The following is a 16,797-nucleotide window of genomic DNA, read 5'->3' as shown; positions in this document are numbered from 1 at the left end:
GCGTGCGAACCCGCCGAGACGCGAACGCCGGCCGGGACACACCCACCGGCACGGGACACACGCACCGGCACGAGACGCACCCACGAAGGGACGCTCCACATGTCCGACAGCACTCTCCGGCAGAGCGCCGGCCACACGGCGACCACGGACGACGCGACGCCGGGCCCCTTGGACGGCATCCGCGTCGTCGACCTGGCGAGCGTCGTCATGGGCCCTTACGCCGCACGCATCCTCGGTGACCTCGGCGCCGACGTCGTCAAAATCGAACCACCTGTGGGCGATGTGATGCGCCAGCTCCACAAGCGCCGGGAGAACGGCATCGGCGCCCTGATGCTCAACCTCAACCGCAACAAACGCTCGGCCGCCCTGAATCTGAAGAGCCCGGCAGGGCATCGGGCAGCGCTCGACATCATCGCCGACGCCGACGTGCTCATCACCAACATGCGCCCGCGCGCACTCAAGAAGCTCGGCCTGACATACGACGATCTGGCCGAGGCCAACCCCAGCCTGGTGTACTGCCAGGCCGCCGGCTTCCGCACCGACAGCCGCTACGCCGACCGGGCCGCCTACGACGAGGTGATCCAGTCCACTTCCGGCATGGTGGACCTGATGCGCCGCGCCACCGGCAAGCCCTCCTACGTCCCCACCGTCCTGGCGGACAAAGTCTGCGGCCTGGCCATCGTCCAGGGCGTCATGGCGGCGCTGCTGGCCCGAGTGCGCACCGGCCGCGGCCAGCAGGTCGAAGTACCCATGGCCGACACCATGTTCGCCTTCACCCTGCTGGAACACATCGGCGGACGCGCCTTCGAGCCGCCGCACGGCGATGTCGGATTCCCTCGCTCCCTGGCCCCGGGCCACGAGGCCCTGCCCACGAAGGACGGCTACGCCTGCATCCTGCCGTACTCCATCGCCAACGTGCGCGACTTCTTCGCCGAGGTCGGCCGGACGGATCTCGGCGACGACCCGCGCTTCGCCGACCGTGCCAGCATGAGCGAGCACATCGGCGAACTCTACGAACTCATCGGACGGCACACTCCCGAGCGCACCACACAGGAGTGGGAGAGCTTCTGCGCGGACGCCAGCATCCCCTTCGCCCCCGTCCTGGACCTCGACCGGGCCGGCGAGCACGAGTACTGGGCCGAGGGCGGAATGCTCGCCGTCAGCGAACACCCCACCGAGGGCCTGTACCGACTCATCGGCAGCCCGCTGGCCTTCTCGGACACGCCCACCTCACTACGGCGCCACTGCCCCGAGCTGGGCCAGCACACCGACGAGGTGCTGAAGGAACTCGGCTACACCGAAGCCCAGTTGGCCGCCGTGCACGCGACCTGATCCACGGACTGACGGCTCCCGGAGGTGCTGGGCATTCAGTCGCGTCGGCAGTGCAGGAAGAGGTGTGGTTCCGGTTCGGCACCGGGGCGGGACGGGGTGAACATGAGGGATCGCTCGGCCTGGACGGTCAGGCCCGCGCGGGTGATCATCGCGATGAAGTCGTCGCGGCCGAAGCTCGTCGCGCGTACGGGCTGATCCATGAAGACGACCTCAACCCCCTCGACGTCCACGGGGACGGTCGCCAGGACCATGTGGCCGCCGGGTCGCACCGCACGTACGAGCCGGGTCACGAGACGGGCCTGTTCCTCGCGCGACATCTGGAGCAGGGAGAAGTACAGGCATACGGCGTCGAAAGAAGCGTCGTCCAACGGAACGGCATGGATGTCCGCGCACCGGAATTCGGCTTCCGGTACGTGCCGGGTGGCGATCTTGACCATGACGGGGGAGATGTCGATGCCGAGCACATCGTGGCCGGCGGCCGAGAGCGTCTCCGCGGTGGGGCGGCCCGTCCCGCTCCCTACGTCCAGCACGCGGCTTCGGGGCGCCATCTCGCCGAGCAGCCATCGCAATGACGCGTGGTGCGCCTCCGATGCGGCAAACGCCTTCTCGTAGGAGAGGCCCAGCACATCGAACAGCGCCCGAGCAGGCTGGTGGGGGTTGTTGTCCTCGTTGGTCAAGTCGGCTCTCCCGGTCTGTCATCCATGCCTCGTGGCCCGTCCCTCACGTACATGGTCTCCGCCCTCAACGCTCCGGGACAGAGTCGGGCAGGCGTGAATCGGGGCGTGCAGGCGCGGGCGGACGGCGGCGAGGAGATCCTCGCCGCCGTCAGTCGGCGGCCGATCAGGGGATCACATGGCCGGCGGCGCTGAAGAGGCGGTACCACTCCTCGCGGGTGAGCGGGATGTCCGAGCCCGCCGCCGACTCGGCGACCCGGCCCGGATTGGTGGTGCCCAGTACCACCTGCATGTTCGCCGGGTGGCGGGTGATCCATGCGACGGCGATACCCGTCGGCGTCACACCGTAGGCCGCAGCCAGTTCGTCGAGAACGGAATTCAGCTCCGGGTAGTGCTCGACGTCGCCGATGAAGACTCCGTCGAAGAACCCCTTCTGGAACGGCGACCAGGCCTGCAGCGTCATGCCGTGCAGCCGTGCGTAGTCGAGCAGGCCGTTGTCGCGGTCGACCGACTGGTCGAGCCCGGCCATGTTCGCGGCGATCCCGGTGGCGATCAACGGGCAGTGCGTGATGCTCAGTTGCACCTGATTGGCCACCAGCGGCCGCTGCACCGCGGTCTTGAGCAGCTCGATCTGTCCGGGCGTGTGGTTGGAGACCCCGAAGTTCACGACCTTCCCGGCCGCGTGCAACTCGTCGAAGGCCTCGGCCACCTCCGCGGGCTCGACGAGGGTGTCGGGGCGGTGCAACATCAGGACGTCGAGGTAGTCGGTGCGCAGAGCCGCCAGCGACTCCTCGACGGTGCGCACGATGTGCTCCTTCGAGAAGTCGAAGTAGCCCGACCGGATGCCCACCTTGCTCTGGATGACGATCGACTCCCGCTCGGCGGCGGAGAGTTTGACGGCCTGTCCGAAGCGCTCCTCGCATGCGTGGCGAGAGGGTCCGTAGATGTCGGCGTGATCAAAGGTGTTGATACCGGCGTCCCGCGCGCTGCCGTAGAGGGTGCGGATGTCCTCGTCCTCGAGTTCGGCGATGCGCATCAGGCCCAGGATGACGTTGGAGGCCCGCAGCTCGGTCTGGGGGAAGGCGATGGTCTTCATGGAGGCCATCCTGTCCGATTCCGTCCGTCACCGCTCCCTGACCCGGCCGGCACGGCTGCGCGACCGGGCGCGGTGACGGACGGATGCCCGGTGCGTGCGTGCTGATCCTTGAGGTTCCGGAGAACGCCTTCGGTGGCAGAACCAGCCTGCCTCGTCAGGCAGTTGGGGTGGTGTGCCGCGTTCCCTCGGCGCGTGCCCCGCCGCCGTCCATCGCCATCAGACGCAACTGGAGCATCGCGGCGAACCGGGCGGAGGGGTCCTGCAGGTCGATCCGGCCCACCTCGGCCACCCGGCGGATGCGGTAGCGAAAGGTGTTGGGGTGGACGAACACACCGGCCGAAGCGGCGATGACGTCTCCGAAGGCGTCCAGCCAGGCGCCCAGGGTTTCGACGAGGTGGGCGTTGTGCTTGGCGTCGTACGCCGTGAGGCGGGCTAGCGGGCCGGAGAGCTCGTCGCGGTTGCTGATCGCCAGGTCCCGCATCTCCAGCATGAGGGCGTCGACGTACACATCGGCGATCGCCGCCACGCGCTGAGGGCTCTGGCCGCTGAAGAGCACCCGCAGGGTGCGGTCGGCGTTGGCCCGGGAGCGCGCGAGTGCCGCCGGTTCCAGGGCCACCGACCCGATCCCGATGACGGCTCCCGCCCGGTCGCCGGTGCGCTCAAGGAAGTTCGAGGCGACCCGTACGGCGCGTTCGCGCACGTGGGCACTGTCCCCGGCCACGGGGAACAGCGCGTAGGCCACGTCGCCGAGCAGGGCCACGGCGGATCGCGGCTGGACGGCACTGAGATGCACGGCCAGCGCCGCGGCCAGACGCTGGTGCTCGGCGGTGATGTGGGCGTGGTCCGTGCCCCGGCCCGGGGGCAGGCCCATGGCCATGACCAGGGTCGGTCCGTCGGCCAGTCCCAGGCGGCCGAGCGCCGCGATGGCTCCGGCACCGCCTTCCAGCGCGGTCGCCACCAGGTCGGCGCGCAGCCGGTACTCGGCGTCGGTTCCGGCGCGGAAGCGCAGCATGTGCAGCGCGGCGAGCTTGGCCGCCTCCAGGAAAGCCGCCTCCCGCTCGCGGGTCAGCGGCTGGCGCAACGCCGCCCACACCGAGCCGAGGACCTCGTCCCCGGCCCGGACCGCCACCGCGACGCGCGGCAACGCCACCTCGTCCGCCAGAGCCGGTGCCGGGACGTGCACCAGGCCCTCGCTGCGGTACAACTCCCTGAACACACCGTGCTCTTCGTGAAGGCGCAGATACCGCTCCGGCACCTGGCGCGCCAGGATGCTCTCCACACGGGCATCGTCGGCCTCGTCCTGGCCACCGGAGAAGGCAAGGATCCTGGAGCGGCGGTCCTCGATGGTGACGGGCGCGTCGAGCAGCGTGCCGATGGCGTTGGCCAAGGCGAACAGATCGCCGGACGGCACCCCGCCCAAGGTGTGTTCACCGGCCTCTCCGACGTCTCCCTCGGACAGCAGCGTGCGCAGCATCGCCGCCAACTGGGCCCACGACGCGCCGCGGGTCAGCGTCAGCAGCGCCACTCCGGTCTCGGCCACCGCCCGTTCGAGCCGGGCCGCGTCCTCGACCGGGCCCCTGACCACGAGGGCCGCGGCGCCATGGGACCGGAGGCCGAACAGGACCTCCGCGATGTCCTCGGCCCCACGGACGCCGGCGCCGAGGACGATGGCGTGCGGCGGGTAGTGCTGTTCGTCGTACGGATCGTGAATGCCGACGCCGCCGATCTCGACGGTCCCCCCGGTGCCGCCGTACAGCAGGTCGAGGAGCGTGGAGCCGAGGTCCTCGACCACCCGGCTGAGGCTCCTCGCGGGGTGCGCCGACATGTGGCTGATCATCTCCGCAGGGTAGGGCCCTGACAGCCCCGGGAATTCGTATGTGCGGACGAGGATACGTCAGCGAATCCGTCGGTCGGGACGAATCGAGCGGCCCGGTCTTCCACGGTCGGGACATGCCTGCGAGCACTGGAAGGTAGTTGACCCTTCTGCCCTCGCCGGTTGTCCTCCGCACCTGGGCGGCAGATCCAGGTCAACGGCGGCCGGCCGGACTGCCCCAGCTCGCGTGTGCTGCCGTGGGACCGGCCACCGGCCACCGGCTTGCCGAGCACGTCGAGGAGTAGGCGCAGGGCCGCGACGACGGCGCAACCGATCGCCGCCACCACGGAGGAAGAGCCGGCGGTGACCGCGGTGCCCAGCCGCGAGGGGGAGGGGGGACACGTGATCGTGCGCGGCCTTGGTGGTGGTTCAGGCGGTCGAACTGATCGCTCGGGTGACGGCCGTGATCGCCGGGGTGGGGTGGCCGGGGAGGCGCGCTACGAGCACCCGGCGGATCTCGGGGGGTGCGCCGTCGACGTGCAGCAGGCTCACCCCCGGTGGCAGCACCGGTGAGAGCCGGGACGGCACCGTCGTCAGACCGAAGCCGCCGGCGACCAGGTGGAGCTTCGTCAGCCAGTCGCGCGCGGAGTGGATGACGCGAGGCCGTCCGGGCAGTCCGGGCCAGACGCCGAGCAGCGCCTCAGAGCTGGATGACGGGGTGGCGATCCACGCGGCGTCGACCAGCTCGTCGACGTGCACCGTGGTGCGTCCGGCGAATTCTCCGGTCGAGGGCACCGCCACCACCAGTTCGGTGTCCGAGACGGTCTCGACGTGCAGGCGCGGTGAGTCGCCGTCGAAGGGCCGGTGGGGTGGGCGGGACGTCAGCACGGCGAGGTCGAGCGAGCCCGCGCGCAGCGCCCGGATCAGGGTGGGCGTGGTGCCCTCGCGGGTGGTGACCGTGATCTGCGGGCCGGCCGCCGCGAGTGCGGCGGGCAGGATCGCCGCGCCCGCGCTCAGGACTGCCCCGAGCCGCACCAGTTCGGTCTGCGGGACGGTGCCCGTGAGCTCACGCTCGGCCGCTGCGAGCGAGGCCAGGACCGTGTGGGCGTGCCGCAGCAGGGTCAAGCCGGAGGGGGTGAGCTGTACCCCGTCCGGGCGGCGTTCGAACAGGGTCGTGCCCACGCTGCGTTCGAGGGCCGCGGCCTGGCGTGAGATGGCCGACTGTGTGTAGCCGAGTCGGGCAGCTGCCGCGGTGAAGCTGCCGGACTCAGCGATCTGCCGCAGGACCCGCAGTCCCGCGCTGGAGATGTCCATGCGGCATACGCATACCACGAATGCGAGATCATCGCTTCCCGCATGCCCACCCAGCTCCTAGTTTCGATCCTACGAGCACGGACAAACACGGAGGTCATCACGTGCGAGCAGCAGTTCTGACGCAGTTCGGTGCCCCGCTCACAGTGCGGGAGGTACCCGACCCCGAGGCCGGGGGCGGTGAGGTGGTGGTCGAGGTTCTCGCCGCCGGCGTGGCGCCGTACGCCGCCGAAGTCTTCGGCGGCAAGCGGAACTACCCCCTTGTCCCTCCCGTCGTGCCCGGTGTCGGCGGCGTGGGGCGGATCATCCACGTCGGCCCGGACGCCACACGGCTGCGCGTCGGCGACCTGGTGTGGTGCGACTCGACGGTGCGTTCGCGGGACGACGCCCTGACACCCGACATCACGCTCCAGGGCTGGAGCTCGCGCGGCGAGGGCGGCGCGCGGCTCGCCCGGTACCTGCACGACGGTTCGTTCGCCGAGCTCATGCGGGTCCCGACGGAGAACGTCTTCCCGCTGCCCACCGTGGCAGGGGACGATCCGGCCCGCTGGGCCGCACTCACCGTGCACGCCATCTCCTACGGCGGGTTGCTGGCAGGCGGGCTCGCAGCCGGCGAGACGCTACTCGTCAGCGGGGCCACCGGCAACCTCGGCAGCAGCGCGGTCGCGGTCGCGTTCGCGATGGGAGCGGGCCGCGTGGTCGCCCCGGGCCGCAACCAGGCCGCGCTCGACCTCCTCGCCGACCGGTTCGGTCCGCATCTGCGCCCGGTCCCACTGACTGGAGACGAGGCCACCGACCGCGCGGCGATGTCAGCGGCGGCCGACGGTCCGATCGACATGGTGATCGACCTGCTCCCGCCGAGCGCACCCAGCTCGGCGTCGCGCGCGGCGGCCATGACCGTCCGCGAGTACGGCCGCGTCGTCCTCATGGGGGGCGTCGGCATGCTCGGTGGCGACGACCTCGCACTCCCGTACCCATGGATCATGCGCAACTCGATCACCGTGCGCGGGCAGTGGATGTACCCCCGCACAGCCAATGTCGGCATCATCCGGCTCCTCACCTCGGGCACTCTGGATCTCGCCCCCGAACGAGTCCGGTCCTTCGGCCTTGCGGACGTCAACGACGCCATCACGTACGCCGCCGCGCACGGCGGCCCGTTCGACCGCACCAGCCTCACCCCACCGGCTGGCTGACACGGCCCACTGATCGCCAGTGCACCATGCCCGGGTCCGCCCTGCAGGCCCACGAAATTCCGCGCGGCGGTCCAGATGGCCGAGCTCCACGACGATCACGACATCCCGCACCTGACACCCGAGTTGATCACCAAGTACGTCGCGGATCTTCGAGCCTGCACCTCCTGTGACACTTCCTGCGACGGAGTCATGGCAGGACTGACGAGGAGGGCGCGTCTCCCGTGTGCGCGGAGAGGCGCTCGGGAGGGGCCCGGCGCGAGAGCGCCCACGGTGGTCAGTGGCCGGCGCGCACGTTCGACGGTAAGAACGTCAGGGGGTGCGACAGCGTCAGGAGGAATCACCGGCGGCGGCCAGAACGGCCGCGAGACCCTCCTGCAAGTCCTCGACGAACGACTCCGGAACCTCCAGCGACGGGAAGTGCCCTCCGCTTTGGGGCGTGCTCCACCGGACGATCCGACGGAATCGCTCCTGCGCCCAGAGACGCGGACACTTTTCGATGTCGCGGGGATACACGCTGATCGCCGACGGGACGTCGACCCGAAGTTCAGGGTCGAGGGAGTCGTGGCTCTCGAAGTAGATGCGGGCCGCCGACGCGCCGGTCCGCGTGAGCCAATACAGGGTGACGTCGTCAAGGACCCGGTCCATGGACATCCTCTCGAACGGGCTGTCCTCGGTGTCCGACCACTCGGCGAACTTGTCGAGGATCCAGGCAAGCAGCCCGACCGGTGAGTCGACGAGTGAGTAGCCGATGGTCTGGGGCCGGGCAGCCTGCTGTTTCGCGTACGCCGCGCGATGGCGCCAGAAACCACTGGTCTCCTCCGCCCACTCGCGCTCCGCCGGCGTCAGTCCGTCCGTCGTGAGCCCGGGCGGTGCCTGCGCGGTCGTGGTGTGGATACCGAGCACCTGCTCCGGGAAGCTGCCGCCGAGGATCGTGGTGATCACGCCTCCCCAGTCGCCGCCGTGGGCCACGAACTTGTCGTATCCGAGCCTTCCCATCAGCTCCACCCAGGCCGCCGCGATCCTTTCCGTTCCCCACCCGGTGGTGGACGGCTTGTCGCTGTATCCAAATCCTGGCAGCGACGGAACCACGACGTGGAACGCGGGCGCCGCCGCGCTTTTCGGATCTGCCAGTTCGTCCACTACATCAATGAACTCGGCGACGCTGCCCGGCCAGCCGTGCGTCAAGACCAGTGGAGTGGCATCCGTACGCGCGGACCGGCGGTGCAGGAAGTGGATGCCCAGTCCGTCAATGGTCGTGCGGAACTGGCCGATCTGGTTGAGGCGTGCTTCGAATCGCCGCCAGTCGTACCCGGTCCGCCAGTAGGTCACGACGTCCACGAGGTCGGCGAGGGGAACGCCCTGATCCCATCGGCGCGGGTCGGGCGCGACGCGACGGACCGTCTCGGCCTCGGGCAGCCGCGCCGCGGACAGTCGGGCCCGCAGATCGTCGAGATCGGCGTCAGTCGCGCGGGCTTCAAAGACTTGCAGGTCGCCGTTTCGACGGTTCATGAGACGCCCCCGCCGGTGCTGACACCGGGGTGCGTCGGCGGGAGGACGCCGCGGTCGACGGCACCTGCGGGGTCGATGACGCGCCTGAATGTGGACATGGGGCCTCCCGTTCATCGTTGGCAGCGGCCTGCGGCATGCTGGAACCGGCAATGACGGTTCTAGCAGCCGTCGACATGCGCATGCAACCGGCTATGGTGGTTCCATGCGTCCTCAGTTCCCTGAATTCCGTCTCGGCAAGGTGCTGGCGACCAGCTTCACGGCAACCCTGACGGAGCGGTGTGGCGATGCCGTGGAACGTATTCCCGTGCCGCGTCGACTCGTGGACTGGCTGTCGGTGAGCGGTCTCGCCGTGGAGTCCTGCAACGCCCAGCAGCTCGAACGTGCTTGGGAGTTGAGGGAATCGATCCATGCCGCCGCGACGGCGGCCGCGCGCCGAGAACCGCTCCCCGCCTCTGCTGTCCAGGTCATCAATGAACACAGCACTGAGGGTCGCGCCGCGGCCATCTTGACGCCCGAACGCAATCGGCAATGGCGACTCGGCTCGGCATCCCCCGTGGAGGACGCCCTGGGTGTTGTCGCCGCGGACGCGATCGACATCATCACCGGCGAACGAGACGGACGACTGGCCTTGTGCGCCTCGCCGACATGCCAAGCAGCGTTCTTCGACACCAGCCGGAGCCGCACGCGCAGATGGTGCGAGATGAACACGTGCGGGAATCGCGAGAAGAAGGCGCGATTCAATGCCGCCAAGCGTGAGGGCTCCGGATCGGCAGCGTAGTCGTTGCTGCGAGTCCATCCAGAGCTCGAACGTCCGCGGCGGCACGGGCCGACCCCCCAACTGCCGCCCCGAATGGGAGCACAACGCCGCGCGTGCCTGAGCCCCGGCCGTCTTCACGGCCGGGGCTCAGGCATGCCCGGCCGGTCAGCCGGTGCGGAACTGCCACTTGCTGGCGACGCGGTCGTTCTTCTCACACCATGCCGTCGAGCCCCGGCGATCCCCCTGCCAGACCCACGCTCCCTGGTGCGCGCCGCCGTGTCGACACGTGATGGTGGCGCGGTAACTCGCCGGCCCGTGACCATCACACCAACCGGAGAACCTGGTGGTGTTCTGCTCCCACACATGACACTTCGGGGACGCTTCCGCCTGAGCGGCCGTTCCCACGGTCGCTGCGCCCGATCCGATCAGTACGGCGGCCGCTGACAACGCGGCGATCCTGAGTTTCAGCACACCCAACTCCTGTCTCTTCGCGAGTGGTTCTCTCGTCACACGACGCTAGAGACCGGACAGGGCAACCCGAATCGTGCCGACGGAGGACCGCCACTTCCACTCCACGCGTCAGTGGGTAAACCCTGGCGGTATCCGGGAGCCGCCCCTCCACTGCGGGTTTGAGCATCTTCCGGCCACGGTGGCACCGGCGCGTCCTGCTTCCCCGGCCACTACTCATCCGGTTGGCCGGCTTGGTTCCCTTCGTGCACTCCTCACTGATCCCCACGGCCGGAAGGCCCTTGAGCCGACGGGAGATCTGGAGCGCCCTGCTGACGTCCTCACCGAGTGCGCGCGGGATCGAGGCGTGCGGTGGCGCGCCGGGGCGAACGCGGCGTTTCCCGGACGGGTGAACTCGGGAATGTGGCCGCTTCCCCGTCCCGGTACGGCAGTTGGGCCGGACGGACGTCTGGATCATCTCTCCCGGCCGTCCCCTGCTCATCACCGTGCACGTGCTCGAGGAGACGTTCCCTTGGTTACCGCCGATCTTCCTGGTCCTGAATCGCTGCTGCGCCGCACCTTGGGGGAGTGGCGGATCGGGCTCGTGGCATGGCGGCTGCTGGTTCTGCAGAACGCGGACCCGGCGGTCGCCGCGGGCGTGACCAGCTTCTCCACCTACCGCGCCCACCCGTGGCGGCGCATCGAGCACACCATGGACAGCGGCAAGCGGCTGTTCTTCTCCGACCGTGAAGGGCTGCGCCGTGAAGTCGCCCGCCTGGAGCGCACACACCGCCGCCTGGCAGGTACCGACGAGCAGGGCAGGCCGTTCAGCGCATCGGATCCGGTGGTGCGGGTGTGGGTACTGGTCACCTTGTACGAGTCCATGACGACCATGCGTGAACTGTCGGGACATCCACTGACGGCGCCCGAACTGGACCGCATGTACGGGGAGTTCCGGGCGGTGTGTGCCGAGTTCGAGCTGCCCGACGACCTGTTCCCGGCCACGGCTGCCGACGTGCCGGCATATGTGGACCGTACGATCCGCGAGCGCCTGGAGTACGGCGAACCCGTGCGCTACCTGCTCTTCGACATGCTCCGCGAAGCCCCCGCACCCCGCCGTCTTGGCCGCCTGGCACCGGCGTGGCCGCTGCTGCGCACGGTGGCCGCGCACGTGATCGAGGCGCTGACCGTTGCGGACCTGCCGGAGGCGTTCCGTGAACGCTTCGGCCTGGTCCGCACCCGCCGCGCGGCCCTGCTGTCCTTCACCCTGCACCGCGGAATGCGGGTGCTGATGAACGTGCTGCCGGAGCACCGCCGCTACCGCACCCCGCTGACGGGGAATGCCGCGGCTCCGCTCCCGCACATCGCGTCCGGCGATCCGTCTTCCGTGCCGGAGACGGGCCCCGTCCGGCTCCCCGCACCTCGCCGCCGCAAGGGCGCCGATGCCCGTCCGGTGCGTCTGCGGGCCTTCTTCAGCCAGATCCTGGACCAGACCGGCGACGGCCACATCAACTCGGCCGATCTCCAGGCCATGGCGCACAACGTGTGCTGGCCACTCGAACTCGGCCCGGAGCAGGAAGCTCAGGTCTATGCCGCCTTCGAGGTCTGGTGGCAACAGCTGCGGACGGGTATGGACGCCGACGAGGACGGTCGGGTGAGCTGCGAGGAGTTCGTCACGGCCGTGCTCGCCGGCATCGACGAGGGGCCGGCCTACCTTGAGCAGGGACTGCACGTCGCGATGCGGGCCGTCTTCCACGCGGTGGACACCGACGGCAGCGGACACCTGTGCGCCGACGAGTACCGCACGGTCTTCGGCGGCTCCCGAGTCCATCCCGCCGAACTCAACCACGGCTTCCGCCAGGTCGACCACGATGGAGACGGCCGCATCACCGAAGACGAGTTCGTCCAGGCCTTCACCGACTTCTTCACCGCCCGCTCCGACAGTACAGCCGGAAGCCAACTCCTCGGGCGTGCCTAGGGGCGCCCGGTGAGCCTCCCAGGGTGAGCCCGCGTCGTCTCGCGCGGACGTAGCGCCTCGGAAGCTCAGGAGCCCTTCTACGTCAACGCGTGCGCAAATCAAGACAGTTGAGGGCGATGCGGCCATACGGGCTGCCGCGAAGGGCGAGAGTCGTATCGCACCCGCAGGGGGCGGGCATCGCCCTCGGGCGGCGCCCGGCCGGTCGCGGGCGCAGCCCGAAGTGCCCGGCGGATGCGCGGACCGGCGGCTCTGCGGCCGGTCCAGTCCGGATGCGTCACTCTTCATCGACAAGGGGACCACGGTGAGCGACAAGGAACCGCAGCTGATCTACGGTCGGGGGGCCGAGGCGTGTCCCGAGGGGAGCTTCTGCCTCTACCGGGCCGTCTCGTTGAACGGCGGCACCAATGACAAGATTCTGGCAATCCCGCTGGGCGTGTACGTCAACGACTTCTCGGTGTACGGGTTCGACCACAGCGGCGACGGAGTGAGCAGCGTCGTCAACAACACGGACGAGGACAACGCGCTCTTCTCGGTCGCCGGTCAGCAGGGGCATTCGCTGCCTGTGGGCGCAAGGTCCTCGATCACGGACCTGCGGCGCATCGGGATGGCCGGCAGTCCGAACGGCACATGGAACGACCAGGCGCAATCGGCACAGTCGGCCCCGTTCACGGGAAACCTGCGCGTCGACCAAGAGCTGCGGGGCCAGTGGGCGGAGGGCGGGGGCCGGATCTACTCCTACCGGCTGACCGTCCACGCGGAGGACACCCGTGTCGTGAAGTGGGCCGTGGGCTTCGGCGACCTGCCCGAGGGCACATCCCTGCCCAAGACCTTCACCGACGTCTTCTGGGGCGAGGTCCTCCGGGACGGCTCCGAGGGAAGTGTTCTGCTCGGCTCCCCCGAAGGCGGTGGCCACTCGGTCGATCCCGGGACGGACCTCCTCATCGACATCCAGGTCCTCTACCCGAATCATGACCCCGCCCACGAACACCTCACGGGCCTGCAGGCACAGCAGTTGGACTGACCCGCATCCGTCCGGCTGACCCGCACCCATTCGGCTCGAACGCAGCATGCACCGAGGGCGGGGTCAGGTGCACCGGCCTTGGCTGTCGCGGCCGGTGCACGGGTACGTCCAACGCGGTTGACGACGGAGGCCGTACCTCGCCCCAATGACCGGGCCATCGAGCCGTGCCATCTCCGAACCGGCTCGCTATGGCGAGCACATGCACGGCCGCCGCCCGATCCGAACAGGCCGCATCGGAACGCCCGTTATGGCATCCCCAGAATTGCCGCCTTGGGCCGCTCAGTTGGCCGGCGCCAGCGCCCGCCCACCGGGCGACATGGCCGAAGTGCCACGGGCAGAACGTAAATTGACTCTGTGGAAATGGTCCTAGGTCCCGTGTGTCCATGCCTTTCGGGCTGTTCAAATCCTCTTGCTTTGCTGGTTCTTGGGCTTCGACGTGAATATGTGGGCCTTTTCGTGGCCTGTTGTTGCCTCGCTGGTTGAATTGTTTGTACGGCGCCCTTATGTTGCTCCTGTCTCACAGGAAGCGACGCCCCGTCAGGTACCGCTTCGCCGGACGCTGTTGGCTGCCAGAATTCGGCGCTCCATCGGCTGCCCGGGTTGGGACCACCTCTGCGCCTGCATTCATCCAGTTCTTTCGGTGGATCAGTAGTCGGCCGAAAGGACCAGAGAGGAGACATGATGGATCGACGAGGCTTTCTCTGGAGGTCGGCCGCCGTCACCGCCGGTGCCGCCATCGGTGCGAGCGGGATGCCGGCCCTTGCCAGGGCGGCCGCGCCGACGGGCCTGGTTGCTCAGGGTGGTGCGATCACGCGCAGCACCTGGATGTCCGCCATCGCGGACGACACCCCCATGCAGAGCATCACGATCCCCGGCACCCATGAATCGGGGGCCCGCTTCCCAGGGCTCTCGGCCGGATTCGCCCAGTGCCAGAACGACTCGTACACCATCGCCGCCCAACTGCGCGACGGCATACGCTACTTGGACATCCGCTGCCGCAACTACGGGCATTCCCTGCTGATCCATCACGGGCAGGTGTACCAGCATGCGAGTTTCGAGGACTGCGTCCGGGACTGCCACGACTTCCTGGCGGGCAACCCGAGCGAGACGCTCTTCATGCGACTCAAGCACGAATACCACAATGATGACGAGGGTGACGACGGGAGTGACTCCGGATTCGTCGAACGGTTCGAGGAGATCCGACAGAAGTATCCGATCTTCCACGTCGACGGAATCCCGACGCTCGGCAGGGCGCGGGGGAAAATCATTCTTCTGGGAAATGTCAGCGGTCTTCCGGGCACCGATTGGGGGAGTGGCGCCCTCCGTATCCAGGACGACTACGACCTCTCGTCCCTCTACCCCGTCGACAACAAACTGGAGGCGGTGCGGACGCACTTCGACACGGCCCAGGGCGACAGCAGCGGGCGCACCCTGTACGTCAACCACCTCAGTGGCTACAGCAAGATGCCGGTGCGCACACCCCATCAGATCGCCGTGGACGTACTGCCCGCAGTCGACAAGGAGCTGACGGAGCGGTCCCGCCGAAGGCCGGGCGGGTGTCTGGGAATCGTCCCGATGGACTACGCGGACGAGGCGGGCAACCTCACCTGGCGTCTCATCCAGTGGAACCTCTTCGTCCCCGACCGCAGCACCCGCACCCTGACGATCGAGAAGGCCGAACTCCTCAGCTTCGACGACGGCATGACCGATCCAGCCGTCTACGGCACCATCACGCTCACCGGCTCGACGGGTTCGAAGAAGGTCTGGGACCGCAGCAGCAAGGCCGGAAGCCGGGCCGTATTTCCGGGTTCACGTGGGGAGTTCACCCTCGTCGACCCCGTCGTCACGTCCACCGACGGCTTCACCATCGATGCCGATCTGTGGGACTACGACGTCAGCGGCGACGACCAAGTCGCTCAGGGCCGGATCGTGTGGCGGCCGGCCGAGGGCACCGGACGCTTCACCTGCACCCTGTACGGCGAGGACGACGGCCAAGTGGCCATCACCTACCGCGTCGGCTGAGTCCGTGGGACCGATTCCCGCTTCCGTCGGCCACACACCCCGAGCCGCCGACCGACAGCTTCTCACCGCCTATCGACACCTCGCACCGCCCAACTCCAAGGACGCACCATGAAGTCACTCTGTTCACTGGGGCAAGCCGCCATCGCGCTCACCGCTGTGGTCGCGACGCTCGCTGCCGCCGGGCCGGCAGCCGCAGCGCCCGCGCAACCGGCGCCTGACGCGATGACACACGACTCCCCGGACACGCTGCGCGTGGTCAACTACAACGCCATGCTCCTGTCGAAGTGGATGACCCTGGACAACAGCCAGTTCGCCAACCAGGACCGGGTTCGGGCGATGCTCGACAACGGCTTCCTCGACGGGCAGGACGTGGTGGTCCTGGAGGAGCTGTTCAACGTGGACACCTCGAAGCAACTCCTCGACGGACTGTACGAGAAGGGGTACCGCTACCAGACCCGGGTCGTCGGCGCGTCCAAGTGGAGCGGCACCCACGGCCGCGACTGGGACGCCGAGCACATCAACGGCGGTGGCCTGGAGAACGGCGGAGTGGCCGTCGTCAGCCGCTACCCCATCGACGTCGCCGAACAGCAGGTGTTCGCAAAGGGATGCGCCGCCGACAAGCATGCGCAGAAGGGCTTCGCGTACGCCAAGATCAACAAGGGCGGCCAAGTCTTCCACGTCGTCGGCACCCACCCCCAGGCCACCGACAGTGGATGCGGCACCCGCAAGGACGCCGCCGCAGTACGCGCCACGCAGTTCAAGGAGATCGACGGCTTCCTGTCGGGCAAGGAGCAGCGCGGCGAGGCCGGCTCCACCGAACCGGTCTTGCTGGTAGGGGACTTCAACGTGGACCGTGCCACATCCGAGTACCGCGAGATGCTCACCCAACTCCACGCCACCGACGGCCGACGCAGCGGTGAACCCCACTCGTTCGACCCCAAGAACAACGAACTGGCCAGGATCCGTTACCCCGACGACCCGCCCGAGGACCTCGACTTCGCCCTCCAGAGGCAGGGGCACGCGCAACTTCGGGAGTGGGCCGGCGAGGTGGTCCGGCCCCGCGCCGGCTCGGTCCTCACCGTGGAGGGCCGAACGGGACCCGGCGGAATCTTCGTCAAGGACCAGGTGCGCGATCTCAGCGACCACTACGCCCTCGCCGCTTCCGGCCGGTTCCCCAAGCCCGTAGGGCAGACCTGGAAACTCCGGGTCGACAACGTTCGGATGACCAAGGGCGACGAACAGGACGGCACCGGCGACGACCTCTACGGCGACGTGACGGTCAACGGGCACTACGTCTGGTCCGTCGCACGGAGCCGCTCCCTGGACGACAAGAAGTTCCCGTACGACCTGCCCTCGGTCGCCCACGCATACCTGACCAGCGGCGACGGCCGCTTCAGCCTCCACGCACACATCGTCGACAACGACGGAGCCGGTGACGACGACCTGGTGGATCAGACCGTCTCCTGGGACGCGGCCAAGGACACTCCCGGTACCCACACCACCACCCTGACCGGCCGCTACGGAGCAGCCGAGGTCACCTACACCGTCGAACGGGCTTGAGCGCGCTGCCCGTTGACCCGGAAAGGGAGCCGGCCGCCTACGGGCTCTGCGCTTCCGAAGCGTTCCCGGGCCACGGCCATCGCC

The 16,797-nt window shown here is 68.8% G+C and carries 12 protein-coding genes; 7 read left to right on the top strand and 5 right to left on the bottom strand.

Features of this window, described 5'->3' with window-relative positions; translation table 11 throughout:
• The first annotated feature begins 99 nt into the window (after positions 1–99).
• Positions 100–1,332 (top strand): CaiB/BaiF CoA transferase family protein, encoded by a 1,233-nt coding sequence (locus tag IE267_RS08785; RefSeq protein WP_189762721.1) that lies wholly within the window; start codon positions 100–102, stop codon positions 1,330–1,332.
• A gap of 35 nt (positions 1,333–1,367) precedes the next feature.
• On the opposite strand, the gene IE267_RS08780 is transcribed toward IE267_RS08785, so the two are convergent.
• From IE267_RS08780 to IE267_RS08765, 4 genes are all read right to left on the bottom strand, one after another.
• Positions 1,368–2,009 carry a class I SAM-dependent methyltransferase gene (locus IE267_RS08780; protein ID WP_189762720.1) on the bottom strand — a complete coding sequence of 214 codons (642 nt, stop codon included), beginning with the start codon at positions 2,007–2,009 and terminating at the stop codon, positions 1,368–1,370.
• A gap of 163 nt (positions 2,010–2,172) precedes the next feature.
• Positions 2,173–3,102 carry an aldo/keto reductase gene (locus IE267_RS08775; RefSeq protein ID WP_189762719.1) on the bottom strand — a complete coding sequence of 310 codons (930 nt, stop codon included), beginning with the start codon at positions 3,100–3,102 and terminating at the stop codon, positions 2,173–2,175.
• 154 nt (positions 3,103–3,256) lie between these two features.
• Positions 3,257–4,939: a PucR family transcriptional regulator gene (locus IE267_RS08770; RefSeq protein ID WP_308428728.1), complete on the bottom strand. Its 1,683-nt coding sequence runs from the start codon at positions 4,937–4,939 to the stop codon at positions 3,257–3,259.
• Positions 4,940–5,344: 405 nt separating this feature from the next.
• A complete protein-coding gene (locus IE267_RS08765) occupies positions 5,345–6,229 on the bottom strand; it encodes a LysR family transcriptional regulator (RefSeq protein WP_189762718.1) in 885 nt (294 codons plus the stop codon).
• Between the two features lie 101 nt (positions 6,230–6,330).
• On the opposite strand from IE267_RS08765, the gene IE267_RS08760 reads away from it, so the two are divergent.
• Positions 6,331–7,419: an alcohol dehydrogenase catalytic domain-containing protein gene (locus IE267_RS08760; RefSeq protein WP_189762717.1), complete on the top strand. Its 1,089-nt coding sequence runs from the start codon at positions 6,331–6,333 to the stop codon at positions 7,417–7,419.
• Positions 7,420–7,746: 327 nt separating this feature from the next.
• Here the strand turns inward: IE267_RS08760 and IE267_RS08755 are convergent, their stop codons facing one another.
• Positions 7,747–8,928 carry an epoxide hydrolase family protein gene (locus IE267_RS08755; protein WP_189762716.1) on the bottom strand — a complete coding sequence of 394 codons (1,182 nt, stop codon included), beginning with the start codon at positions 8,926–8,928 and terminating at the stop codon, positions 7,747–7,749.
• A 202-nt stretch (positions 8,929–9,130) separates the two neighbouring features.
• On the opposite strand from IE267_RS08755, the gene IE267_RS08750 reads away from it, so the two are divergent.
• The 5 genes from IE267_RS08750 (at position 9,131) to IE267_RS08730 (ending at position 16,713) form a co-directional block, all read left to right on the top strand.
• Positions 9,131–9,706, top strand: coding sequence for a CGNR zinc finger domain-containing protein (locus IE267_RS08750; RefSeq protein WP_189762715.1), 576 nt, complete (start codon positions 9,131–9,133; stop codon positions 9,704–9,706).
• 958 nt (positions 9,707–10,664) lie between these two features.
• Positions 10,665–12,110: an oxygenase MpaB family protein gene (locus IE267_RS08745; RefSeq protein ID WP_229860883.1), complete on the top strand. Its 1,446-nt coding sequence runs from the start codon at positions 10,665–10,667 to the stop codon at positions 12,108–12,110.
• Positions 12,111–12,411: 301 nt separating this feature from the next.
• Positions 12,412–13,131 (top strand): peptidase inhibitor family I36 protein, encoded by a 720-nt coding sequence (locus IE267_RS08740; protein WP_229860881.1) that lies wholly within the window; start codon positions 12,412–12,414, stop codon positions 13,129–13,131.
• Between the two features lie 678 nt (positions 13,132–13,809).
• Positions 13,810–15,153, top strand: a complete 1,344-nt coding sequence (locus IE267_RS08735; RefSeq protein ID WP_189762713.1) for a phosphatidylinositol-specific phospholipase C — start codon at positions 13,810–13,812, stop codon at positions 15,151–15,153.
• A 222-nt stretch (positions 15,154–15,375) separates the two neighbouring features.
• Complete coding sequence (locus IE267_RS08730; protein ID WP_189762712.1) at positions 15,376–16,713, top strand: endonuclease/exonuclease/phosphatase family protein; 1,338 nt, start codon at positions 15,376–15,378, stop codon at positions 16,711–16,713.
• Positions 16,714–16,797: the final 84 nt, after the last annotated feature.

This window comes from Streptomyces xanthochromogenes, from assembly GCF_014650455.1.
Lineage (GTDB): Bacteria > Actinomycetota > Actinomycetes > Streptomycetales > Streptomycetaceae > Streptomyces > Streptomyces xanthochromogenes.
Note: the sequence above shows the minus strand (reverse complement) of the source record. Positions and strands in the feature narration are given on the sequence as shown.